The 22,403-nt window shown below is 49.2% G+C and carries 23 protein-coding genes and 1 riboswitch; of the genes, 9 read left to right on the top strand and 14 right to left on the bottom strand.

The genetic code is table 11. The annotated features are described in order from the left end of the window. The first annotated feature begins 101 nt into the window (after positions 1-101). The 3 genes from hpt to ACE6F3_RS06240 are packed head-to-tail and all read left to right on the top strand — an operon-like array spanning position 102 to position 3,083. On the top strand, positions 102-650 hold the full coding sequence (gene hpt / locus ACE6F3_RS06250; RefSeq protein WP_279115797.1) for a hypoxanthine phosphoribosyltransferase: 549 nt from the start codon (positions 102-104) through the stop codon (positions 648-650). Beyond that, positions 634-2,349 carry an adenine deaminase gene (gene ade, locus ACE6F3_RS06245; RefSeq protein WP_279115799.1) on the top strand — a complete coding sequence of 572 codons (1,716 nt, stop codon included), beginning with the start codon at positions 634-636 and terminating at the stop codon, positions 2,347-2,349. Before hpt ends, ade begins: the two co-directional genes overlap by 17 nt. Then, positions 2,346-3,083, top strand: coding sequence for a phosphoribosyltransferase (locus ACE6F3_RS06240; RefSeq protein ID WP_231935588.1), 738 nt, complete (start codon positions 2,346-2,348; stop codon positions 3,081-3,083). The genes ade and ACE6F3_RS06240 overlap by 4 nt, the downstream gene beginning before the upstream one ends. Here ACE6F3_RS06240 and ACE6F3_RS06235 read toward each other — a convergent pair. From ACE6F3_RS06235 to ACE6F3_RS06220, 4 genes are read right to left on the bottom strand one after another with little or no spacing between them, the layout of a single operon-like run. Continuing rightward, on the bottom strand, positions 3,076-3,792 hold the full coding sequence (locus ACE6F3_RS06235) for a pseudouridine synthase (protein WP_279115802.1): 717 nt from the start codon (positions 3,790-3,792) through the stop codon (positions 3,076-3,078). The genes ACE6F3_RS06240 and ACE6F3_RS06235 overlap by 8 nt on opposite strands. A gap of 54 nt (positions 3,793-3,846) precedes the next feature. Next, complete coding sequence (locus tag ACE6F3_RS06230) at positions 3,847-5,094, bottom strand: exonuclease SbcCD subunit D (RefSeq protein ID WP_279115804.1); 1,248 nt, start codon at positions 5,092-5,094, stop codon at positions 3,847-3,849. Between the two features lie 13 nt (positions 5,095-5,107). Then, positions 5,108-6,409, bottom strand: a complete 1,302-nt coding sequence (locus tag ACE6F3_RS06225) for a glycine--tRNA ligase (protein ID WP_353913034.1) — start codon at positions 6,407-6,409, stop codon at positions 5,108-5,110. Between the two features lie 36 nt (positions 6,410-6,445). Beyond that, on the bottom strand, positions 6,446-6,991 hold the full coding sequence (locus ACE6F3_RS06220; protein ID WP_279115806.1) for a hypothetical protein: 546 nt from the start codon (positions 6,989-6,991) through the stop codon (positions 6,446-6,448). Positions 6,992-7,097: 106 nt separating this feature from the next. On the opposite strand from ACE6F3_RS06220, the gene ACE6F3_RS06215 reads away from it, so the two are divergent. After that, positions 7,098-7,715 (top strand): MBL fold metallo-hydrolase, encoded by a 618-nt coding sequence (locus ACE6F3_RS06215; protein ID WP_279115808.1) that lies wholly within the window; start codon positions 7,098-7,100, stop codon positions 7,713-7,715. Positions 7,716-7,727: 12 nt separating this feature from the next. Here the strand turns inward: ACE6F3_RS06215 and ACE6F3_RS06210 are convergent, their stop codons facing one another. The 9 genes from ACE6F3_RS06210 to rsmG all read right to left on the bottom strand — a co-directional run bounded on the left by ACE6F3_RS06210 (position 7,728) and on the right by rsmG (position 16,651). Continuing rightward, positions 7,728-9,767: a sodium-translocating pyrophosphatase gene (locus ACE6F3_RS06210; protein WP_279115810.1), complete on the bottom strand. Its 2,040-nt coding sequence runs from the start codon at positions 9,765-9,767 to the stop codon at positions 7,728-7,730. A gap of 4 nt (positions 9,768-9,771) precedes the next feature. Next, positions 9,772-10,425 carry a haloacid dehalogenase gene (locus ACE6F3_RS06205; protein ID WP_041223357.1) on the bottom strand — a complete coding sequence of 218 codons (654 nt, stop codon included), beginning with the start codon at positions 10,423-10,425 and terminating at the stop codon, positions 9,772-9,774. Continuing rightward, the gene (locus tag ACE6F3_RS06200; RefSeq protein ID WP_279115811.1) at positions 10,418-11,476 is read right to left on the bottom strand and encodes a thiamine phosphate synthase; all 1,059 of its coding nucleotides are present in this window, start codon (positions 11,474-11,476) and stop codon (positions 10,418-10,420) included. Before ACE6F3_RS06200 ends, ACE6F3_RS06205 begins: the two co-directional genes overlap by 8 nt. Before the next feature lie 35 nt (positions 11,477-11,511). Further along, positions 11,512-11,877: a YraN family protein gene (locus tag ACE6F3_RS06195; protein ID WP_279115813.1), complete on the bottom strand. Its 366-nt coding sequence runs from the start codon at positions 11,875-11,877 to the stop codon at positions 11,512-11,514. Continuing rightward, complete coding sequence (locus tag ACE6F3_RS06190) at positions 11,867-12,502, bottom strand: ribonuclease HII (protein WP_279116072.1); 636 nt, start codon at positions 12,500-12,502, stop codon at positions 11,867-11,869. The genes ACE6F3_RS06195 and ACE6F3_RS06190 overlap by 11 nt, the downstream gene beginning before the upstream one ends. Position 12,503: 1 nt before the next feature. Then, positions 12,504-13,577 (bottom strand): tRNA 2-thiouridine(34) synthase MnmA, encoded by a 1,074-nt coding sequence (gene mnmA / locus ACE6F3_RS06185; RefSeq protein ID WP_279115814.1) that lies wholly within the window; start codon positions 13,575-13,577, stop codon positions 12,504-12,506. Next, the gene (gene tmk, locus ACE6F3_RS06180; RefSeq protein ID WP_279115815.1) at positions 13,574-14,197 is read right to left on the bottom strand and encodes a dTMP kinase; all 624 of its coding nucleotides are present in this window, start codon (positions 14,195-14,197) and stop codon (positions 13,574-13,576) included. Before tmk ends, mnmA begins: the two co-directional genes overlap by 4 nt. Positions 14,198-14,200: 3 nt before the next feature. Further along, entirely contained in the window at positions 14,201-15,730 is a 1,530-nt protein-coding gene (locus ACE6F3_RS06175) for a R3H domain-containing nucleic acid-binding protein (RefSeq protein ID WP_279115816.1), read from the bottom strand. A 213-nt stretch (positions 15,731-15,943) separates the two neighbouring features. Continuing rightward, positions 15,944-16,651, bottom strand: a complete 708-nt coding sequence (gene rsmG, locus ACE6F3_RS06170) for a 16S rRNA (guanine(527)-N(7))-methyltransferase RsmG (protein ID WP_279115817.1) — start codon at positions 16,649-16,651, stop codon at positions 15,944-15,946. 80 nt (positions 16,652-16,731) lie between these two features. Beyond that, positions 16,732-16,827: riboswitch (TPP riboswitch) on the top strand. A 51-nt stretch (positions 16,828-16,878) separates the two neighbouring features. Here rsmG and thiC point away from each other — a divergent pair. From thiC to ACE6F3_RS06155, 3 genes are read left to right on the top strand one after another with little or no spacing between them, the layout of a single operon-like run. Continuing rightward, the gene (thiC, locus tag ACE6F3_RS06165; protein WP_279115819.1) at positions 16,879-18,174 is read left to right on the top strand and encodes a phosphomethylpyrimidine synthase ThiC; all 1,296 of its coding nucleotides are present in this window, start codon (positions 16,879-16,881) and stop codon (positions 18,172-18,174) included. Positions 18,175-18,210: 36 nt separating this feature from the next. Further along, positions 18,211-19,323 (top strand): site-2 protease family protein, encoded by a 1,113-nt coding sequence (locus ACE6F3_RS06160; protein WP_279115821.1) that lies wholly within the window; start codon positions 18,211-18,213, stop codon positions 19,321-19,323. Next, complete coding sequence (locus ACE6F3_RS06155) at positions 19,316-20,056, top strand: CPBP family intramembrane glutamic endopeptidase (RefSeq protein WP_279115823.1); 741 nt, start codon at positions 19,316-19,318, stop codon at positions 20,054-20,056. The genes ACE6F3_RS06160 and ACE6F3_RS06155 overlap by 8 nt, the downstream gene beginning before the upstream one ends. Here the strand turns inward: ACE6F3_RS06155 and ACE6F3_RS06150 are convergent. Next, positions 20,045-20,281, bottom strand: a complete 237-nt coding sequence (locus tag ACE6F3_RS06150; protein ID WP_010936505.1) for a hypothetical protein — start codon at positions 20,279-20,281, stop codon at positions 20,045-20,047. The two genes, ACE6F3_RS06155 and ACE6F3_RS06150, sit on opposite strands and share 12 nt — an antisense overlap. A gap of 130 nt (positions 20,282-20,411) precedes the next feature. On the opposite strand from ACE6F3_RS06150, the gene ACE6F3_RS06145 reads away from it, so the two are divergent. Together ACE6F3_RS06145 and greA are read left to right on the top strand one after the other, a co-directional pair. After that, positions 20,412-21,551, top strand: a complete 1,140-nt coding sequence (locus tag ACE6F3_RS06145) for an NAD(P)/FAD-dependent oxidoreductase (protein WP_279115825.1) — start codon at positions 20,412-20,414, stop codon at positions 21,549-21,551. A 30-nt stretch (positions 21,552-21,581) separates the two neighbouring features. After that, on the top strand, positions 21,582-22,379 hold the full coding sequence (greA, locus tag ACE6F3_RS06140; protein ID WP_041223356.1) for a transcription elongation factor GreA: 798 nt from the start codon (positions 21,582-21,584) through the stop codon (positions 22,377-22,379). Positions 22,380-22,403: the final 24 nt, after the last annotated feature.

Here is a 22,403-nt window from a genome sequence, read left to right as displayed (position 1 = left end):
TTTCAGGCTGCAAGGTTAGGCAGTAATAATAGATGTCAGTGCGGCCGAAAAACCCCGGTTTTCTAGACAGGTGAAGTTTTGGGGGCTATAATCACAACCAGATGATGAACAGGATAAATCTTTCGCTTTTTATTCCCAGGGCTGATATTGAAGTTTATCTTGAACGTTTGTCCGCTGAAATCAACCGCAGCTACCAAGATAAACCGCTGGTGGTAATAGGCGTGCTAAAGGGGTCATTTATTTTTATGGCTGACCTGATTCGCCGCCTGAATATGCCTGTTGAACTGGAATTTGTAGGGCTGGCCAGTTACGGTCAAAATACCCAAAGCAGCGGCAAAGTACGCCTGACCCGCCCCCTTAAGCGGGATATTACCGGCAAAGACGTACTGGTAGTGGAAGATATTGTTGATTCGGGGTTAACTATTTCTTACCTTTTAAAGTATCTGAAAAGGCGTAAAGCAAACTCGGTAAAGCTGTGTGCCCTGCTCAGTAAACCCAGCCGCAGAATCTGCCCGGTAGAAATAGACTATCTGGGCTGTGAAGTAGCTGATAAATTTCTGGTAGGTTACGGACTGGACAGGGGCGAATGCCACCGCCAGTTACCTGAAATATTTGCTCTGGAGGAACAACCGGATGCAGACAAACCTTAGCCAGCTGATAAAAGTTGCCAGAGGCGAAGCCAAAGCTGATTTGGTGCTTTTAAATGCCAGAGTAGTAAACGTATTTAACGCTGAAATAGAACCGGCAAATGTGGCTATGTTTGGCGGCCAAATAGCCGGTGTCGGGGACTACACACTGGGTAACCGGGTGATTGACCTTAAAGGGGCGTATCTTCTGCCCGGATTTATCAACGGACATACCCATGTGGAAAGCTCCATGCTGGATATTTCCCAATACGCCCGAGCAGTAGTTGCCCATGGCACGTCCGCCCTGATAACCGACCTGCACGAAATAAGTAATGTCTGCGGCAAAGAGGGCATTGATTATGTCTTGAGTGCTTCAGCTGATTTGCCTTTAAACATTTTTTTACAAGTCCCTTCCTGCGTACCTGCCACCCATCTGGAAACTGCCGGAGCCGAAATAAACTCTAAAGATGTGACCGAGCTGCTGCGTCTTCCAAACGTAACCGGACTGGGAGAAATGATGAATTTTCCCGGGGTACTGTTCGCTGTCCCTTCGGTACTGGATAAGATTGAGGCCGCTTCGGGTAAAGTGCTGGACGGCCACGCTCCGGGTCTTTCGGGCAAGGATTTAAATGCCTATATTTCCGCCGGGATACACTCTGACCATGAGTGTATTCACCTTGATGAGGCCAAAGAAAAACTGGCCCGCGGCATGTACATAATGATACGCGAAGGGTCTTCGGAGAAAAACCTGACAGAGCTTCTGCCGCTGGTAACCGATAAAACTTATAAGCGCTGTATTTTTGTGGTAGATGACCGAAGCTGTGCTGATTTGCAAAAGGACGGGGATATTGACGCAGTAGTGCGCAAAGCCATAAAGCTGGGGCTTGACCCCGTAAGGGCTATCCAGCTGGCCAGTATAAACACCGCCGAGTATTTCCGTCTGAATGGTCACGGGGCAATTGCACCCGGATATCTGGCTAACATGATAATCTGCCAAGACCTAAATCAGCTGGATATAGATATGGTCTTTCACAAAGGGGAACTGGTAGCGGAAAAGGGTCAGGTATTATTTAAACCCCAAAGCCACGTCCCCAAATCACTTCTAAGCAGTATGCACATAAAACCTTTTGACATCAAAGACCTGGCGCTTAAAGGCAGCAGTACCCAAATGCCTGTCATAGAGGTAATACCCGGGCAGATTGTAACCCGCAGGCTAAACCTGAAAATACCCGCTGAAAACGGGGTTATCACACCAGATATTGAACAGGATTTGCTAAAAATAGTGGTATTGGAAAGACACTGCCAAAGCGGCAATATAGGACGGGGGCTGATAAAGGGATTTGGAATTAAAAAAGGGGCTATAGCTTCATCTGTCGCCCATGATTCGCATAATGTAGTAGCCGTAGGCACAAATGATGCCGATATATATGCTGCCGTAAAGGAACTGGAAAGAATAAACGGAGGCATTGCCCTGGTGGTGGACGGGAAGATAAGTGCTTCGGTGCCATTGCCCGTAGCCGGGCTGCTTTCCACCCAGCCGCTTGAAAAAGTGGTAGACGCACTGGAAGAAATAAATAAACAGGCAGCCGGACTGGGCTGTAAATTAAGCGCCCCCTTTGCCACTTTATCCTTTATGGCCCTGCCTGTTATACCCAAACTGCGCCTGACAGACCTGGGGCTGGTAGATGTAAACGCTTTTAAACTTATTCCGCAGGAGACATGATGCACAGACCACTGGTATCGCCCATATTTGAAAACCGATTTGATGCAGGCAGACAGCTGGCTGAAAAACTGACCCAATACAAGGACAAATCTGCCATAGTGCTGGCTATCCCTAACGGCGGTATACCCATTGCTACCCAGGTGGCTTTGGCACTGGATGCCGATATGGATATGATTATTTCCCGTAAACTGCCCATACCGTTAAGGCCGGAAGGAGGCTTTGGGGCAGTGGCAGACGACGGGGCGGTGATGCTTAACCACGAAGTGGTAAATTACCTGAAGATGACCGAACAGCAGATACATTATACGGTCAACAAAGTACGGGCGGAAGTACAGCAGAGAAGCCTGCTGTACAGGGGACACCGCACACTTTCCATACTGAACGGGCGGACAGCTATTATCATTGATGACGGACTCGCCTCAGGTTACACCATGCTGGCGGCGATAGAATCTGTAAGGCGTAAAAAACCGGCCAGAATAGTCGCCGCCGTACCCGCTGCTTCAGCTACTGCCCGTAAACTGGTGGAAAAGGCAGCCGACGAAGTAATTACCGTAGCTGACGGGTTTATGCCCAAGTTTTACGTATCAGATTACTACCGGTATTGGAATGTACTGGATGATGAACAGGGGTTAAAGGTATTTAAAGACTGGCAGATGCGCCGCCAAAACTTAAATCTCCGCCCGGAAAACCTGCCTCCGCCCAGCATGACCATGCGGCGTAAACCCCTTATTTAAGGCGGGTAATACGCTTTAGGGCGGCTATTTCTCCCGGAGTAAGCTCACGGGTTTTGCCTTCTTCCAGTTTGCCCAAACGCAGTGTGGCTATACGGCTGCGCTTCAGAGCCTTTATCTGGTATCCCAAATGGGCAAACATACGCCTTACTATCCGTTTTTTACCTTCGTGTATTATCAGTTTATAGTTATACGGCGGTTCGTCTGTAACCCGGCTTAAGCGGGCAGGTGAGGTCAGTCCGTCATCCAGCAACATGCCTTTTTCCAGGCTTTCTTTATCTGCCTGGGTAAGTGCGGCATCAATGGATATCAGGTATTCTTTTTCTATTTCATAGCTGGGGTGGGTAAGGCGATTAGTCAGTTCACCGTCATTGGTAAGCAATAGCAGTCCTGTAGTAGCTTCATCCAGCCTGCCCACAGGGAATAGTCCTGCCCCTTCATAACGGCGGTGGAGCAAATCCATCACAGTTTTACGACCCAGTTCATCACTGGTGGTAGAGACTATTTCAGGCGGCTTATTTAACATAAGGTATATACGGCGGATACGGCTAAGTTCAACAGGTTTGCCCTCAAAGGTTACCTTATCCTTCTGGGTATTTACCGGCTGGGAGTAAGATTCCGCTTTCTGTCCGTTCAGGGTAACCAGACCCTGTTTAATAGCCTCCGCCATTTTGCGGCGTGAACCAAGCCTGGCTTCCACTAAAACTTTCACCAACGGAGTACCTGAAGATGCATTATATGACATTAAAATTCCTTTAAATGGGTATTAAACTTTTGTCTGTTTGCTATCCAGTGCAGTATACAGCCTGCGGCCATACTCCAGCAGAGTCTTTTTCTCCTGTGCCGAAGTCTGCCTGGCATCCAAATAATGTTCCAAAGCCTGAACAGGGTCAAGCCCCTCCGCTTTGAAACCGCCCTCTCTTTGGCGGCTTGAGCGGGTGAAATTTTTGGAAACAGTGAAGTTATGGGCCTCACACAAAGCTTCCCGTATATCATTATCCAGCAGCTGCCCGCCAATCTCTGCCGGCAGCTCCAGCTTCAGGCGGACTATTGCATCTTTTATTTCCGGCTGACGTGATTGTAATATATTTATTACTTCCTGAGTCGGGTCAAGGCTGTCTGCCGTTACAGTATGCTCTATAGTCAGAAAACGGCGGCCTTCCAGTTTTATAAACTCAAATTCAGTTTTGCGGCTGAGGGGGTCTATCTCAACCAGATAAAAACCTTTATCGTCCTTTTCTTCGCCGAAATCCAGCCTTTCCAGACTGCCGGGATACACTACCGGAGGTGAAGAAGACAATACCTGCTGCTTATGGATATGCCCCAGAGCAATATAATCAAAAGCAGGGTTGGCAATATTACTTAACATAACTGTGGGCTCGTGACCTATTGAGATATTCCGCTCTGAGCCCAGTTTGGCGGTATTGACCGAAAGATGGGCGGAAAGAATGGCAGGAATATTTTTATCAAGCTGGCCGGCCAGATTTTCTATAATACCGGACAGATAATGTTCCACCCTCTGGTTAAGTTCCTCAATGCTCAGGCTTTTTTCTTCTTTCTGGTTTGAGACCGAAAGAACAGAAGAACGGCGTAACCACGGCAGGGAGGCGACCTGAACAGGGCCGCTGCGGGTATTTATCAGCCGCACTTCCGCCTTGGCGGAAACATGCACATTGGCAATATTAAGCGTATCAAATATTTCGGTTGTGGTAGCCCTGCCGGTGGCATTCGGCAGGTCATGGTTTCCCACCAGCAGAAACACCTGTATGCCGTTATTTGCCAGGGTACTTATCCGGCGGGCGAACTCCCGCTGCTGGGTCTGGGAAGGGTCACGGCTTTTGTAAGCATCACCGCTGAAAACCACCAAATCCACTTTGTTCTCAATGGCATAAGCCACCAAACGGTCAAAAGCAGCCAAGAAATCAGCCAGCCGGGAGGAAAGCCCGGTTGCACTGTCAAAACGGCCGTAATTCTCCACCCCTATGTGAAGGTCTGCAAAGTGGAGGATTTTCAATTTCGCCTCCAAATCAGCTGTTAAACGGCTCACCCGAAAGTTTGGCAGCCAGAATGCAGCTAAGTTCGGATACTTTTACCCGTATTTGGTCCATGCTGTCCCTGTCACGTATGGTTACCATGCCATCTTCCAGAGACTGGAAATCCAACGTAACACAGTAGGGTGTACCTATTTCGTCCTGACGGCGGTAACGGCGGCCGATACTCTGTGAGTCATCGTAAGCTACCATCCAGCATTTTCTAAGGTCAGCATAAATCTTGCGGGCATAATCAGACAGTATTTCTTTCTTGGAAAGAGGCAAGACGGCTATCTTGTACGGGGCAAGTGCAGGGTGCAGGTGCAAAACAGTCCGTATTTCGTCCTTGTCAGGCTCTTCGGCATACGCATCAATCAGGAAAGCCAGAGTAGAGCGTTCAACCCCGGCTGATGGTTCTATTACATAGGGTATAAAGTGTTCTTTGGTTTCTTCATCAAAATACTCCAGTGCCTTGCCGCTGTATTTGGAGTGCTGGGTAAGGTCAAAATCACGCCTGTTGGCTATACCTTCAAGCTCACTCCAGCCCATGGGGAAATTGTATTCCACGTCATAACAACCCTTGGCATAATGAGCCAGTTCGTCAGAGCGGTGAGCCCGAAGCCTGAGGTTTTCAGGATTCATACCCAGGTTTTTATACCAGTTCAGGCGGTACTGAGTCCATTCCTCCAAGCAGGCATCATCCGCACCCGGTTTTACAAAGTACTCCAATTCCATCTGCTCAAACTCGCGTGAGCGGAAAATAAAGTTACCGGTAGTAATTTCGTTGCGGAACGATTTACCTATTTGGGCAATACCGAAGGGCAGTTTTTTGCGGGTGGTATTTAAAACGTTTTCAAAATTTACAAATATGCCCTGAGCGGTTTCCGGCCGCAAATAAACAATATTGGCCGCCTCTTCAACCGGGCCCATAAAGGTTTTAAACATGAGGTTAAACTGGCGAGATTCGGTAAGCTCACCGCCGCAGGCCGGACATTTGGGTTCGGCAAGGTCTGTGGGGCGCCAGCGCATTTTACAATTTTTGCAGTCCACCATGGGGTCGGAAAACCCGGCCACATGACCGCTGGCCTCCCAAACACGGGGGTGCATGATGATACTGGCATCCAAACCAACCACGTCATCCCGGTCACGTACCATATAACGCCACCAGGCTTCTTTAACGTTGCGCTTCAGTTCTACGCCCAGCGGGCCGTAGTCCCAGCAGCTATTCAGGCCGCCGTAGATTTCACTGCTGGGGAATATAAAGCCCCGGCGGCGGGCCAGAGAAACTATTTTATCCATGGAAACAGGCTGAGAAACATTTTCAGACAAGGTCAATTACTCCTTTTTGCTTGCACTCGGGCCGTTAAAAGTTTTGTAAGCCCTGACAAATACCGGAATGGCAAAAATCCCTATAACAATGGCTGATATAACAATAAGGATAATGGCAAACAGCCACAGGGGCAACAGGTGAATTTGATGAACATTGTAAACAAATACGTCCAGCAAAGCATATGCCAGTATCAGCTGGGGCACGGCCATAATATTACCCATAAACCCAAGCAAAGTTCCCGGTTTCACCCAGAAATCCGTCTGGTTGGTTTTAAAAAAGCTGAGCCGCGGCAGGAAAAACGCCAAGCCAAAAGCCAAAAGTACCACTAAAACCTGCACCCCAACCAGCATGCCGGTTATCAGCCCGGCATTTATATAGGTAACCGGTGCGCCGTCAATACTGAAGCGGTAAGCTACCTCTGCCGGCAAACGGCCAAAATAAATAGCAGTAAGGATAAGCGACATAACCAGCACCAGCAGCGGTGCCATGAAATAAGCCGGACGGAAGCTGAATGAAGCGGCAGACAGATTCGGCTGATTATCTATACTCATGAATAAAAAGTTATCAGCTTTGGGCAAATAAGTCAAAAATATTTTGGCGGATACCAGCTTTAGTGCTAGAATGTGCCAAAATATTATCCTTGAGGCTTATACAAACATGCTTAACCGCAAACTCCGTTTAGGTTTACTGGGCACAAACTGCTATATACTGGGTGACGAAGAAAGCCGTGAGGGGCTTATAATTGACCCGGCTGCTATCTCAAACTCCATCCCCGAAACAGTGACCGAGCACCAGCTGAATGTAAAATATATCTTACTTACGCATGGGCATCTTGACCACCTGGCCGGGCTGGATTATGTCCGGAAACTTTACCCCGAAGCTAAACTCTGTTTTAACCCTTCGGATGCCAGCTTAAGTGAAAATATTGAGCTGGTAAGTTACCTGGGAATGCCCGCGCTGCCAAACCTTGTGCCGGATATTCCGCTTGATGAAGGCAGTACACTGGAACTGGGCAAAACCAGATTTTCGGTTATTTCTATACCTGGACATACACCGGGCGGTATCTGTTTGTACACGCCGGGTTATTTGTTCAGCGGGGATACCCTTTTTAACTCCGGCATAGGGCGGTCAGATTTTGAGGAAAGTGATACCGAGGCCTTGCGGCAGAATATAATAAACAGGCTGCTCAGCCTTCCCCCTGAAACCATTGTCTTCCCCGGACACGGCCGGGAAACAACCATTGGCAAGGAAAAGGCCGGCAACCCGTTTATTTAGCTTTATATAGCCTTAAATTATACCGCTAAAATTAGCCAGTATAGGTGCCATAACCAAGGCAATAATGGCAACCAGCTTAATCATAATATTAAGTGACGGCCCGGCGGTATCCTTCATGGGGTCACCCACCGTATCACCCACCACTGCCGCTTTATGGGCGTCCGAACCTTTGCCGCCGTAAGCCCCGGTTTCAACCCATTTCTTGGCGTTGTCCCAGGCACCGCCGGCATTGGCAAAAGTGACTGCCAGTATAAACCCGCACAGGATGATACCGGCCAGGAAACCTACTACGGCAACCGAACCAAGCAACCAGCCGACTATTACCGGTGAAACTACCGTGATAATACCGGGTAAAATCATCTGCTTAATGGAGTCACGGGTGCAGATATCTACACATTTGCCGTATTCGGGCTTGGCAGTGCCGTCCATAATACCGGCAATCTCTTTAAACTGACGCCGCACTTCGTTCACAATGGAAAAACTGGTCACACCCACTGCTTTTAAAGTAAGTGAACAGAAAACAGCCGGCATCATAACACCCAGCAAAAGCCCGGCCAGCACCTTGACATCCAGCAGGCTTACCTGCGAAGCGGTTATACCAACCGCCTGGGTGTAAGAAAGCAAAAGAGCCAGTGAAGTAAGCCCGGCGGAACCTATGGCAAACCCTTTGCCTATGGCGGCAGTGGTATTGCCCAGAGAATCAAGCGCATCCGTCCGTTCGCGTACTTCCTTGGGCAAACCCGCCATTTCAGCTATACCGCCGGCATTGTCAGCTACCGGGCCGTACGCATCGGTAGCGTCCTGAATACCCAGAGTAGCCAGCATACCCACACCGGCCAGAGCTACACCGTAAACATCACCGAAAGTATAGGCAATGACAATAGCGGCGACCACCAGAATTATCGGAGGGACTACACTCAACAGCCCCACCGAAAAACCGGAAATAATATTGGTGGCCGCACCCGTCTGGCAGGATGCCGCTATACCCAGAGTGGGTTTATAGACATATGAAGTAAAATAGTTGGTGCTTTCACCGATAAATACACCCGCCGCCAGCCCGGCCAGAATGGCAACAAAGAGACCCAAATCTGCCTGAAGATACCAGACAGCCAGGAAAGAGAATACAGCCGATAAAAAGGCGGCTGCCAGAGTACCCTTGCGCAAAGCTGCCAGCAAGGCCTTCATCTGGAGTTTTTCCCCGGTACGTACCAAAAAGATACCGATAACCGAGGCCAGTATACCCCCGGCCGCAACCAGCATGGGCAGGAAGAAAGCCGCTTCCTCAGACGGGACAAGCGAATAGCCCAGTTTCATTGAGAAGGCCCCGACAGTAGCCAGAGCCATGGTAGCTATAATGGAATCTACATAAGATTCAAAAAGGTCAGCCCCCATCCCGGCCACATCACCCACGTTATCACCCACAAAGTCTGCCACTACCGCCGCATTGCGGGGGTCATCTTCGGGGATACCTTTTTCCACTTTGCCCACAATATCCGCCCCGGTATCAGCCGCTTTGGTAAAAATACCGCCGCCCACTCTGGCAAAGATAGCCACAGATGAAGCCCCGAAACCATATCCGGGCAGAATCTGCAGGAAATCTGCGTTACTGCCAAAGGCAAAGTACATTATTGAAAGGCCGATAATACCGATACCAACCACACTCATGCCCATAACCGAACCGGCCCTGAAAGAAAATTTCAGGCCTTGATTAAGGCTGTGACTGGCGGCAGTAGTAGTACGCGCATTAGCCCTGACGGCTATACTCATGCCAATAAAACCCGCAAGCCCGGAGCATAATGCCCCAAACAGGAACGAGACCGATACCGGCCAACCCAGCGAAGGCAACAACGCCAGTATGATAGTCACTGCCGCTACGAAGATGGCCATAACCGTATATTCACGGGTGATAAAGGCCATGGCACCTTCCCTGATGGCCGAGGCAATTTCCCTCACTTTAGATATGCCCTCATCTTGCCGGAGGACAAACCTGGCCAGCAGCCCGGCAACAACCAGACCCGCTAAACCGACAACCAATGCAATCCAGATAGACACTAAATTACTCCCCTTTCCGGGTCAATTTTGACTGGAAATCTTCCAGCTTTTGCTCAAGCCCCTTTTGCTGTATATATAACGTTAAATCACTTCGGGTGCGTTCCAGCACACCCCGAACCATGTCTGTAGTCCGACGAAGCCCGCCGGTAATAGCATCCGGGAAATCCATGGTAACCAGTACTTCGTAGATATCATCCATAGCCTGAAGCAGCTCTTCGCCGCGGGTATCTTCGCCCTTTCTCAGGCCATCCAGTATATAGCGCCTAAGTTCACCTGCCGCTTCGCCAATACCGTTTAAATAGGCGGCATTGTCCACTTCCAGTTCCTGTGGCGAGGGCATATCCTTGCCATCCACCAGAGCCAGTACGGTATTGGCTTCGGCGTACTCTTTCTGGGCATCAAGGAAAAACGCGGTGTTGGATAGTTCGCCGCATGCGTCTATAGCCTGCCCGGCCTCCTTAATAAGGGCTTTGGCCGAAACCAGCATTTCCCTTGCCTGTGCCAGTTCCTGGCGGTGAACCGCCCTGATAGCCAGACTGCAGTAGCGGATAGCTTCCCGGCTGACAGGCAGGGATTTTTCACGGGCGGCATCACGGGTTTTAAAGTTTTCCCGTATGCTGTCAGATATCTGTTCCATTTTGAGACTGATACTAGTCAATTTTTGCTGCCTCCATAAGGGTTATAAATTCTGAAGTAGCCTTTTTAATATCAGGCGCACCTAAGACCGCACTTATCAGGCAGAGGCTGTCCGCACCTGCCTGCATGGCTTCATAAAAATTTGACTTGTTTATGCCGCCAATAGCCACCAGAGGTATTTTTACCACCTTGTGAATGGCCTTTAAACCTGAAAGACCGCCGAAAAGGACATCTAGTTTAGTTTGGGTGGGAAAAACCGCCCCGGCTGCCACATAGTCCGCCCCTTCGTCTTGAGCTGAAACAGCCTGTTCGGGCGTATCCGCAGAAATACCTATAATGCTATCCGGCGGCATAAAATGGCGGGCTTGCGAAAGCGGCATATCTGTCTGCCCCAGATGAAGCCCGTCAGCACCGCAGGCCAGGGCAATATCCAGGCGGTCATTTACAATAAAAAGCGCACCGTATGCAAGGCAAATTTCCTTCAAGCTTAGGGCCAGTGCCAGAAACTTTCGGGTAGAGGCCGTTTTAGCCCTAAGCTGGATGAGGCGGCAACCGCCTTCAAGGGCTTCTCTGGTAACTGCAGGTATATCCCGCCCGGCCAGATAATCTGCATCTATAGCCACATACAACCCCGTTATCATATCCCGGCGGTTTTTACGCAAAAGCCTGGCCGCCAGGTCTTTTTCAAGGGTATAAAGTTCAAAACGCCCGCGGCTGTAGAGAGCGGCATCAAGACCCGTCTCAGGTAAACCGGCAAACTCTTCCAGAACCCGCAGGGATTGTTCTGCCCGCTTGGCATTGGCACTTACAAGCGAAAATAAGGTTTCCGGTTTGGACTGGTCAGATGTTTCTAACTGAGCGCCGATATCCGTATCCGCCTGGCGGGAAAATAAAAGGCGGGAATTAGAGGTAATATCCTGTAAAGTAAGTGAGTGACGCAGGTTTTTCAAACGCGAAGTCAGCGTTTCATCTTCAAGATATAAACGGGCAATCTCTTCCAGTATCCGTAAACCTTCGCTTAAGCGGTTCTGGTTGACATCAACTATCCGCCACAGTTTATCAAGATTATCCACGCCAAGATTTTAACACAAACCCGTATCTTTCGTCTTTATTCTTCACCCAGTGCGTTTTTAATAAGTTCCAGTTTAGGTTCAGGCTGGCTAAGGTCTACTGAAACGAAGTCTATCCGGCAGGGCAGATGTTCCAGATGGTACTTTTGCATATAGCTTTCGGCACTGGCAATAAGATGGGCTTTTTTACGCAGGGTAACAGATTCGGCAGGCAAACCGTATTCCAAACGGCGTTTGGTACGCACCTCAATAAATGCCAGACAATCACCATCCTGCCCCACTATATCAATTTCGCCCTCAGGCAGGCGGCAGTTGGTCTGGATAATGCGGTATCCCAAAGTTATCAGGTACTCTGCTGCCAGTTCCTCACCCAGCTTACCTGTTGCTTTACGCTTATATGACATCAAACATACTCTTTAAAGGGGCAAAAGTGCGGCGGTGGATGGGGGAGATACCTTTTTGGGAAATGCACTCCATATGAAGCGCCGTGCCATACCCCTTGTGCTTGGCAAGGTGGTATCCGGGATAGATAGCATCAAGCTCGCACATCAGCCGGTCACGGCTGACCTTGGCAATAATGGAAGCACAGGCAATACTGAAGCAAAGGGCATCGCCGTCCACAATGCCCTTTTGGGGCAGGAGAATATCCGGCAGTTTCAGGTAATCCACCAGCAAAAAATCAGGCCGGCAATCCAAGTGTTCCACCGCCTGCTTCATGGCAAGTCTGGTAGCAGGGGCAATCCCCAGGCAATCAATCTGGGTATTATCCACTACACCCACCCCGAAACTTATTGCCATGGAAACAATATGACAGTAAAGGTATTCTCGTTTTTCGGGGGTAAGCACCTTGCTGTCCCGCACCATAGCCACCCAGTCACCCTTTAACCGGGACGGCATGATGACCGCTCCGGCTACCACCGGTCCGGCCAGACACCCCCTGCCGGCTTCGTCTAAACCGGCAATTGAGGAAAAACCCTGCTTCCAGAGCTGCTTTTCCTCAGCCCAGCCGGGGCAGATAGCAGCAGGCATATCAGGCGGCGTCCCCGCCGTATTCAATAATGCCCCCGCCAAGTACCATATCACCCAGATAAATAACGGCTGCCTGACCGGGGGTGGCTGCCCAAACGGGGCTTGCCAGTTCAAGTAAATAAAAATCACCTGTTTGGGATATCTTTTTCACCTCGGCCGGGGCGGCTTTGTAGCGGACTTTGACTATCATACCGGGGGTATCCAGCGGAATAATGCTTTCCCGCCAGATGAAATTGCTCAGCAATATGCGGCTGGCATACAGCTGGTCATGGCTGGCAACCGTAATGGTATTGGCCTCCGGATTCATATCAGATACAAAGAGCTTTTCATTTGAAGCCAGTCCCAGTCCCTGCCTTTGGCCTATGGTATAAAGAGGTAGGCCCTGATGTTCGCCCAGTATTTTGCCGGTTTTATCCAGAATTTTGCCGGGGGTAAATCCCATGCGGGTAGCCAGAAAAGATTTGTAATCACCGTCAGGTATAAAGCACACGTCCTGGCTCTCCTTTTGGGAAACGGGCAGTTTCATCTTAGCCGCTAAACGGATAATATCCTTTTTGTACCTTTTGCCCAGAGGGAAAACCAGGCGGGACAGTGATGCAGGTGGCAGGGTGTATAAAAAATATGACTGGTCTTTTTTCTCATCTGCCCCTTTTAGAAGGTGAGTGCCGTTTTCATCTGAAAGGACACGGGCATAATGCCCGGTAGCTAAATAACCGGCATTGAAATCAGGTATTTTATCAAGCAGGGCGCCTATCTTTACATAATAATTACAGCGGATACAGGGGTTCGGAGTACGCCCCTGCGAATACTGCTGGCAGAAATCTGCAATAACCCTTTGGGAAAAAATATCACTCAAATCAACCACATAATGGGGGATACCCAGAGCGGCCGCCACTTCACGCGCCCGGTTAATAAGTTTCAGGTTATAGCCGTTGCCGTAAGGTTCATTATTGGACTTGAGCTGCAGGCTGACCCCGGCTACATCGTATCCCTGTTCAAGCAGGAGCATGGCCGCAACCGAGGAATCCACCCCGCCGCTCATAGCTACCATTGTTAATTCGGAAGTGTCATTCATTGCGGCAGCTTCAAAAGAGCGTTAACCCTTTGCCTGATACATTTGGTAAGCTCTGACTGGGAGAGTGAAGCATCCAGTTTCAGAAACCTGTTTGGTTCGGCAGCGGCAATAACCCCGAAACCATCTCTCACTCTTTGGTGAAAGCCGTTATTTTCACTTTCAAAGCGGTCAGGCGGCAACTTTCCTTTGCGGAGGAGGGCGGCTTTGTCATCCATATCCAGCCAGATGGTTAAGTCAGGTACCAGACCGCCGCTTGCCAGGCTGTTTATACATTTTACCGTATCCAGCTCAAGCCCCCGCCCGTACCCCTGGTATGCCAAGGTGGAATCTGTATAACGGTCACATATAACTATATTGCCGTCCTGCAAGGCCGGTTTAATCACATTGTCTATAAGGATAGACCGCGAGGCGTTGAAAAGAAGCAATTCCGCAAGAGGGGAAATGTTTTCTTCTTCAGACCACTTCAGCAAACGGGTTATTTTGTCACCTGAGCGGGTACCGCCGGGTTCGTGAGTAAGCACACACCCCAGCCCCAGTTTTTTCAGATACCTGTACAAGGCTTTGGACTGGGTGCTTTTGCCGCAGCCTTCGCCGCCCTCAAATGTTATAAACAAAGACATGTTTTAACCCCTTGATATTCTTACCCGGCGGTGCGGCTCTTTGCCCAAACTATGGGAAGAAAGATGCTCTTTTTCAGCTATTATGTGCTGAAAGCGCCTTATATAAGCACCCTGCGGGCTAAGCTCTACCGGTATATGGGAACTCTTAACCTGGGCTATTGCTTCTTCGGCTTCATGTATAGCTAAATCTATTTCAGGCGGCTTATCTGCTGTAAAAGCTACATCCCTGCCGCTAAGGGTAGCCAAAAGCTGGTGGAACTGCCCCGGTGTATGGCTCTTAAGTACATATATAGGTATATTCATATTTTCAGCATCACGCACCCTTTGGGGTTTGCGGCGGTAATAATTCCGCGAAGTAACCATCAGCTGTGCCTGCTCCGGGCGTTCGGCCAGCTTTATATCCAGATGCATTTCCCGGGCAATCTCTTCCATACGGCTGCGGTTCACCCCGAAAAGGTACATAACCGGCAACTCCTTGCCCTTTGGCAGAGGCAAACTCTCGGCGGCAGCTTTAACTTTTTCTTCGCTGGGCTGCTGCTTGCTGATAACTACCTCGCCATTTTCATCAAGGTAGCGGATTTCAGACGAAGGGGACACACCCCGTAAAATAGAGTCTACCGCCGCACCCACATCCGGGTGGACAGCCACTTTGTTGCGTTCCTGTATTTCCACAATCACCTGAAAAGTGGGCGGGGCGCGCCGTTCCAGTATAGTTTTCTGGGTTCCGCGTCTGCGGGCTTCTTCGTCACCCAGAGTGACAGACTGGATACCGCCGATAAGGTCACTTAAGGTGGGGTTAAGCATCAGGTTATCCAGCACATTGCCGTGAGCTGTGCCTACCAGCTGAACTCCCCGTTCAGCAATGGTGCGGGCGGCCAGGGCTTCCAGTTCCGTGCCTATTTCATCTATTACAATCACCTGCGGCATATGGTTTTCAACTGCCTCTATCATAACGGCGTGCTGCATATCAGGCGTACGGACCTGCATGCGGCGGGCATGGCCAATGGCGGGGTGGGGAATATCCCCGTCACCCGCAATTTCATTGGAAGTGTCCACTATCACCACCCGTTTTTTAAGATCACCCGCCAGCACTCTGGCTACTTCCCTGAGCATAGTGGTTTTGCCCACACCAGGGCGGCCCAGCATAAGCACGCTCTGTCCTGACTGGATAAGGTCCTGAATTATTTTTATAGTGCCGAAAACCGCCCGTCCTACCCGAAGGGTTAGACCTACTATCTTGCCTTTGCGGTTGCGTATGGCGGAAATACGGTGCAAAGTACGTTCAATACCTGCCCGGTTATCATCACCGAAATCACCTATGCGGGAGGATACATAATCAATATCTTCCTGGGTTACATCCCGTTCAGACAGGATAATCTCACGGTCAGGAAAACGGGCTTCGGGAGTACGCCCCAAATCCATAACAATTTCTATCAGATTTTCCCGGTCAGCAGGGTTTGCAAACGGCTGGCGGACATGAGGGGGAAGTACCTCCAGCAGGGCATTGAGGTCATCAGTCAACAGTTCAGGCATATCTGCCTCCGTAATCTTTTTGGCAACCAGTACTGCAGATAAGTATACAGGGCTTAATCTGATTCCACTCCTTACAAGGCCTCACCCGGTTTTAGCGGATACCCGGTAAAGCCCTCCGGAATAATATGCATTTTTATATAATTAGTGACCCGGACAAATATTTCCCCTGCCTATCTTTAGTATATTTTACTATTTATACCGCGCTCCAACAAGCTAAATAAGGGGATTTTTAGCCGGCATTCCCGCCCGTCTGGGATACTGGGGCGGGGTATTTGATATTTTTTCCAGTACCACCAGTTTACGGCCGTCTTGCAGCCCCGGCAAATCCACTTTTATTATTTCAGACACCCGCCCGCCCATTTTTTTAATAGCGGAGGCAGCCCTGTCCATCTCTTCCTCTATGTCACCTTTTTTGGGGGCGATAACCCGCCCGCCTACGGCACAAAACGGCAAAGTCAGTTCGGCGAGAGTTGCCATATCCGCCACTGCCCGTGAGGTAACCAGAGTATATTTCTGGCGGTAAAGGGGGTTTTGGGCGGCATCTTCCGCCCTTTGGGATATTATTTCAACACCAGTTAAACCCAGTTTAGCGGTAATATCAGTTAGAAAACGGGCTTTTTTCTGAGTAGCTTCCAGCAAACCAAGCTTCATACCCGGAAAGATTATCTTTAGCGGCAGACCGGGGAAACCGGCTCCGCTGCCTACATCCAGCAGTTTTTCATCACCCTTAATACCAGCCAGTGCTAGCGAAGCCGAATCTAAAAAGTGCTTTAACTGAATGTCTTCGTATCCGGTAATAGCCGTCAGATTAACCCGGCTGTTATAGTCCACCAGTTCACGGTAATAGGTTTCAAGCTGTTCAAGCTGGACAGAACTTAGCGAAAGGCCCAAAGAGGATAGACCGCAGATAAGTTTATTCATGGATAGTAATATAGCATAAAGGCAGATTTCAGGCTTTATTTTTGCATTTGACAATTTAACCGTGTTATCATTTATTTACATAAACTCGCTAGGGGTGCTCCAGGCTGAGAGGCATATAGCCAACCCTAAAACCTGAACTCGGTAATGCGAGCGTAGGGAAGCGAACTTTGAGACCAGGGTCTAAAGTTAACGCTTTGCCTTGGTTAATTTATTTTCAGGGGAAAATCATGACCCAACTCAAACAAGCCCGAAAAAACATCATCACTCCCGAAATGAAAGCTGTAGCCAAAATTGAAGGACTACCGCCGGAGTTTATCTGCCAAGGCATAGCTGACGGGAATATTGTAATTCCGGCTAACAAACTCCGGAAAAACCTGAAACTGTGCGGCATAGGCAAGGGGCTTTCCACCAAGGTAAATGCAAATATTGGCACTTCCACAGACTTTGGTACGGTGGAAAGTGAGGTTGAAAAACTTAAAATGGCCGAAATGGCGGGGGCTGATACCATAATGGACCTCTCCACCGGCCCCAAGATAAATTCAGTCCGCCAGGCTATACTGGGAAATACCTGCCTGCCGCTGGGGACTGTGCCTGTCTATCAGGCAGCTGTGGAAGCCAAAGACCGTTACGGGGCTATGGTAAAGATGACAGCTGACGACCTGTTTAGCGCAATAGAATCCCAGGCCAAAGAGGGAGTGGATTTTGTAACCGTACACTGCGGGGTTACCCAACAGGTTATAGATACGTTTAAGGGGCAGGGCAGGCTTACCGATATAGTTTCCCGCGGGGGTACTTTCACCGCCGGCTGGATGGTATTCCACCAAGCAGAGAACCCGCTTTATGAACATTTTGACCGCCTGCTGGATATCTGCCGCGAATATGACGTTACCTTGAGCCTGGGAGACGGGCTGCGCCCAGGCTGTATTGCAGATGCAACAGACCGCGCCCAGGTAGCTGAACTGCTGGTGCTGGGTGAACTGGTAAAAAGAGCCAGAGACGCCGAAGTACAGGTAATGGTGGAAGGTCCCGGGCATGTGCCTTTGAACCAGATAGAGGCCAATATAAGATTGCAGAAATCCGTCTGCGAAGACGCCCCCTTTTATGTGCTTGGCCCGCTGGTGACCGATATTGCCCCCGGATATGACCATATTACCGGGGCTATCGGCGGGGCTGTAGCGGCAGCCGCCGGGGCTGATTTTCTGTGTTACGTTACCCCGGCTGAACATCTGTCTCTGCCGGATGTTACCGACGTAAGAAACGGGGTGATCGCCTCACGCATTGCCGCCCATGCCGCTGACATTGTAAAGGGGGTAAACGGGGCAGCAGAACGTGACCGGCAGATGGCCATTGCCCGTAAAAAACTGGACTGGGATAGCCAGCTTAATCTCTCACTTGACCCGGAACACGCCCGGCTTACCCGTGACCGCTTTAAAACCAAAGGCAAAGCCTGTAGTATGTGCGGAGACTTTTGCGCCATGGAACTGGCGGAAAAACATCTTGGTGTTTCGGTCTCGCGGTGCTAGCATAAGATAAATTTTTTTATAAGATTGTCAGGTGATATGGAACAGGGCATAAATATAGGCAAGCTTTTCGGCATCCAGTTTCGCCTTCATTACGGCTGGTTCATAATTTTCGGGCTGGTGTCCGTATTTCTGGCAACCCAGGTATTTCCTGATATTCTGGAGAGTACTTCCAGCCTCCAGCTTTGGGTTATGGGGCTTGCCACCAGTTTGCTGTTTTTTGCATCGGTAATTGTCCACGAACTTGCCCACAGTGTGGTCGGCAGGGCAAACGGAATGCAGGTAAAAAGCATAACCCTGTTTATATTCGGCGGGGCTGCCAATATGAGTGAAGAAGCGGAAACTGCCGGAAGCGAATTTAAAATGGCACTGGCCGGACCGGCTTCAAGTCTGGTACTGGCAGGAATATTTTATGTTCTGTATATAAACCTTAACGGACAAAGCCCTGAACTGGCCGTAATGAACTACTGGCTGGCTCAGATTAACCTGATACTGGCGGTATTTAACCTGATTCCCGGCTTCCCCCTGGACGGGGGGCGTATTCTCCGGGCAGCTTTCTGGCAGCAAACCAAAGACCTGACCAAATCCACCCGCATTTCAACCATAGCTGGCCAGATATTCGGTTATCTTTTTATAGCGGCCGGAATATTTATCGTAATCCGCACTCAGGACTGGCTGTCCGGCGTCTGGCTGGGACTGCTGGGCTGGTATCTATCTGATACCGCCCGCACCAGTTTCCGCCAGTATACCCTGCAGCAGTTCTTAAAGAGGGTATCTCCGGCTGAGATATTGGATACTGGTATGCCCAGTGCCAAATCCAATCAGCTTTGGGCTGACTTTGCAAACCGCACGGATAAATCATATATACTGGTTGAAGATGAAAACGGGCTGGCAGGTATAATAAACCGGCACAACTTGAAAAATACGGACAGTCTTAAATCCAAGCCCTTAGCTGAACTGTATACCCCCATCAGCCAAATACCGGTCATACCGCCGGAGGAAAATGCTCTGGATATTGCCCGCCGCATGAATGAGGATGATATTGAGATAGTCAGGCTGGCAGGTGAAGATACTCAAACCGGTTTCATTACTCTGGACAGTTTCATAGCATATGTAAACAAAGCGGCGGACAAGGGCTTTACCAATGCTTAGTGCCCTCATTTACCTGTTATTAATCACCGCCGCCGAACTTATCACCGTAGTCTTACACCCGCTTTTAGGTTTGGGCCTGTATATTTGTCTGCTATTTAGCATCATCGTACAGGTTGCCAGAACTAACCGTTTTCACCCGGACCGGCTTATTCTGGCACTTTCACTGGTAGCCTTGATACGGATAATCAGCCTGGCTATGCCCCTTGGGGATATACCGCAGATATGGTGGTATCCTGTTATTTACCTGCCATTACTTATAGGCGCGGTCATAGTAGCCAGAATACTGGAATATACTTTTAAAGATATCGGCCTCAGCTGGGGGAAAATACCGGTACAGATACTGATAGGCCTGACGGGGATAGGGCTGGGATTTGCCGAATATGCTATTTTGAAACCTGATGCCATTATAGATACTTTAAGCTGGAACAGCCTGATATTACCCGCCACAATACTTCTGCTCACCACAGGGTTTGTAGAGGAACTGATATTCAGAGGCATTTTACAGAAAGCAGCCCTGGAGTCATTCGGCTCAAAAGGTATTATTTATATAAGCCTGATATTTGCCGTGCTCCATACCGGATTTTTATCTATAGCAGATATAGTATTTGTATTCGGAGTGGCAGTTTTCTTCGGTTATCTGGTCAAAAAGACTGACTCTATACTGGGAGTAACCCTGGCGCACGGGATAACAAATACTATACTCTTTGCGGTAGCGCCGCTGTTACTGGGCTAGCGTCTCCATTATACGGGAAATCACAATAACACCCATCACCAGAAACAGGGGAAAAATACTGATACCCAGGTAGCGGGCTACCCTTATGGAAAAAGCGGATTTTCTGGCCAGTGCCATCTCCCGGGCAATCAAAAAAGCTATCAGAGAAGCCAGCGAGACACCGCCTATAACTGCCGCCGTACCTGTTGCAGTAGCAATAACCACACTGGTTACGGTTACTATCATATACCCCTCTGCCAAGCATAGTTTTATACTTTTGTCCTTTATTATAACGTTATTTTAGATTTAGCACAATACTCTTTTGTGTTATTATTGCCAATTGTCTTTTTTGCCTGAAAAATGGATAATATATTTTGTGAATAAGGATATATTGGTAATAGGGGCGGGGCCGGTAGGGATATACACCGCCAAGTGTCTGGCTCAGCGCGGCTACGGAGTAAGGCTGCTGGAAAAAAGGCCGGAGATGGCAAAACAGGTTTGCTGTACGGGCTTAATCAGCACAGAGTGCGCCGCAAAATATGGCTTTGAGGCCGAACACGTACAAAATATATTTTCGGAAGCGCTTGTATATTCACCAAACGGGCGAAAGTTACTGCTCAAGCGGGATACACCCCAGGCCGTAATGCTGGATAGGGGCGGATTTCAGGCTGGTTTACTAAAACAGGCCCTAAACTGCGGAGTGCAGACAAATTTCGGCTGCCAGGTAAACGGCCTTGAAAACACAGGGAATGGTATCCGCATAACCACCAAAGGAGGGCAAACTTTCTTTGCCAAAGCCGCTGTTCTGGCCGCAGGATATAATACTGAGCTCAGCCGGGCAGCCGGTCTGGGAGAAATAAAACACTTTGCCTTCGGCTTGCAGGCCGAAAGCCATATTGCCGCACCGTCCGGCTTGGCGCTTTTTACCGGTAACGCCATATCCAAAGCCTATTTTGGCTGGCTGAGCCCCATAAATGACCATACCGCCAAAATAGGGCTGCTTACCCGCACAAACCCTCTTGAATGCTGGTCTGGATTACATAATGTTTTGCATGAACGCAATTTGATACCCCCTGGCCATATCCGTTATACCTGCCGCCAGGTTCCGGCAGGCAATCTTTCGGCCAGCTTCGGAGACAGAATACTGGCAGTAGGTGATTTTGCCGGCCAGCTTAAACCCACTACCGGGGGAGGAATTTATTTCGGCCTGCTATGTGCCGATTTGGCAATATCCTGTCTGGATAAAAAAATAAAAACCGGTAACCTTTCCAAAGCCGGGATGGCCGAATATGAGAAAGACTGGAAATCCCTTATCGGATTTGAACTATCCGCCGGCAGAATGCTCAACCGTATATATGCTGGGCTGAATGACTATTTGATTGAACAGATTTTTAAAAAATGTGCCGTAAATGGTATGATTGATAAGATGGCTGCAAAAAGTCAGCTGGGGTTTGACTGGCATGGCAAAGCCTTTGCCCACCTCTTAAAAAACCCGCTTGACCTTATCCGCAGCTAAAAAAGAAAATCGGAGTCAATCAAAACTTTTATGCAAAACAGCGGCATTAACCTTGATGAAGCATTAAACCAATACCTTAGCGATAACAGCCACAAAAAGATAAATCAGAACTCGCTGGTTCACTTTACCCGCTGGTGCGGCAAAGACAAGCTAGTCTGCCGCCTGACCGCTATTGAGGTATCCCGCTACCCTGAGTGTATCTCATCTTCTGACAAGGAAATATCCGCCAAACTCCAGTCCATCCGGGCTTTCCTGACATACCTGAACGAACAGGGTTGGGTGGATTACAATCTTTCTTCACATATAAAGATAAAGAAACTGGCCTCACGCAAATCTGCCTCCCGCGCCAGCCAGACCGTAGTTGAAAAAATACCCATGACCGCCAGCGGGTACAAAAAGCTGGAAGATGAACTTAGCACGCTTAAGGTCAAACGGATTGATGTTATTGAAGAAATGCGTCTGGCCGCTATGGATAAAGACATGAGGGAAAATGCCCCTTACCATGCCGCCAAAGAACAGCGCGGCCAGATAGAAGGGCGCATAAAAGAAATAGAACACGAACTGAAATACGCCGACGTCAGTGAGTACACAGACACCAACACTTCAAAAGTGAATATGGGCAGCACCGTAAAACTCCGTGACCCGAAAAACGGCGAATGCTGTACCTATACTCTGGTAAGCCCCAAAGAAATAGAACCCTTAAAAGGCAAAATATCAGCCTCTTCACCCATTGGCAAGGCTGTCTTTAACCGGAACAAGGGGGAACAGATAGAAATAGAAGTGCCTTCAGGCACTTTACAATATATAATAGAAGATATAAGCTTTTAATAACTCCTTACAGCTAACGGAGGG

Source organism: Dehalococcoides sp. THU4, assembly GCF_043231265.1.
In the GTDB taxonomy this organism is placed as follows: Bacteria; Chloroflexota; Dehalococcoidia; order Dehalococcoidales; family Dehalococcoidaceae; genus Dehalococcoides; species Dehalococcoides mccartyi.
This window is presented reverse-complemented; position numbering and strand designations above follow the sequence as displayed.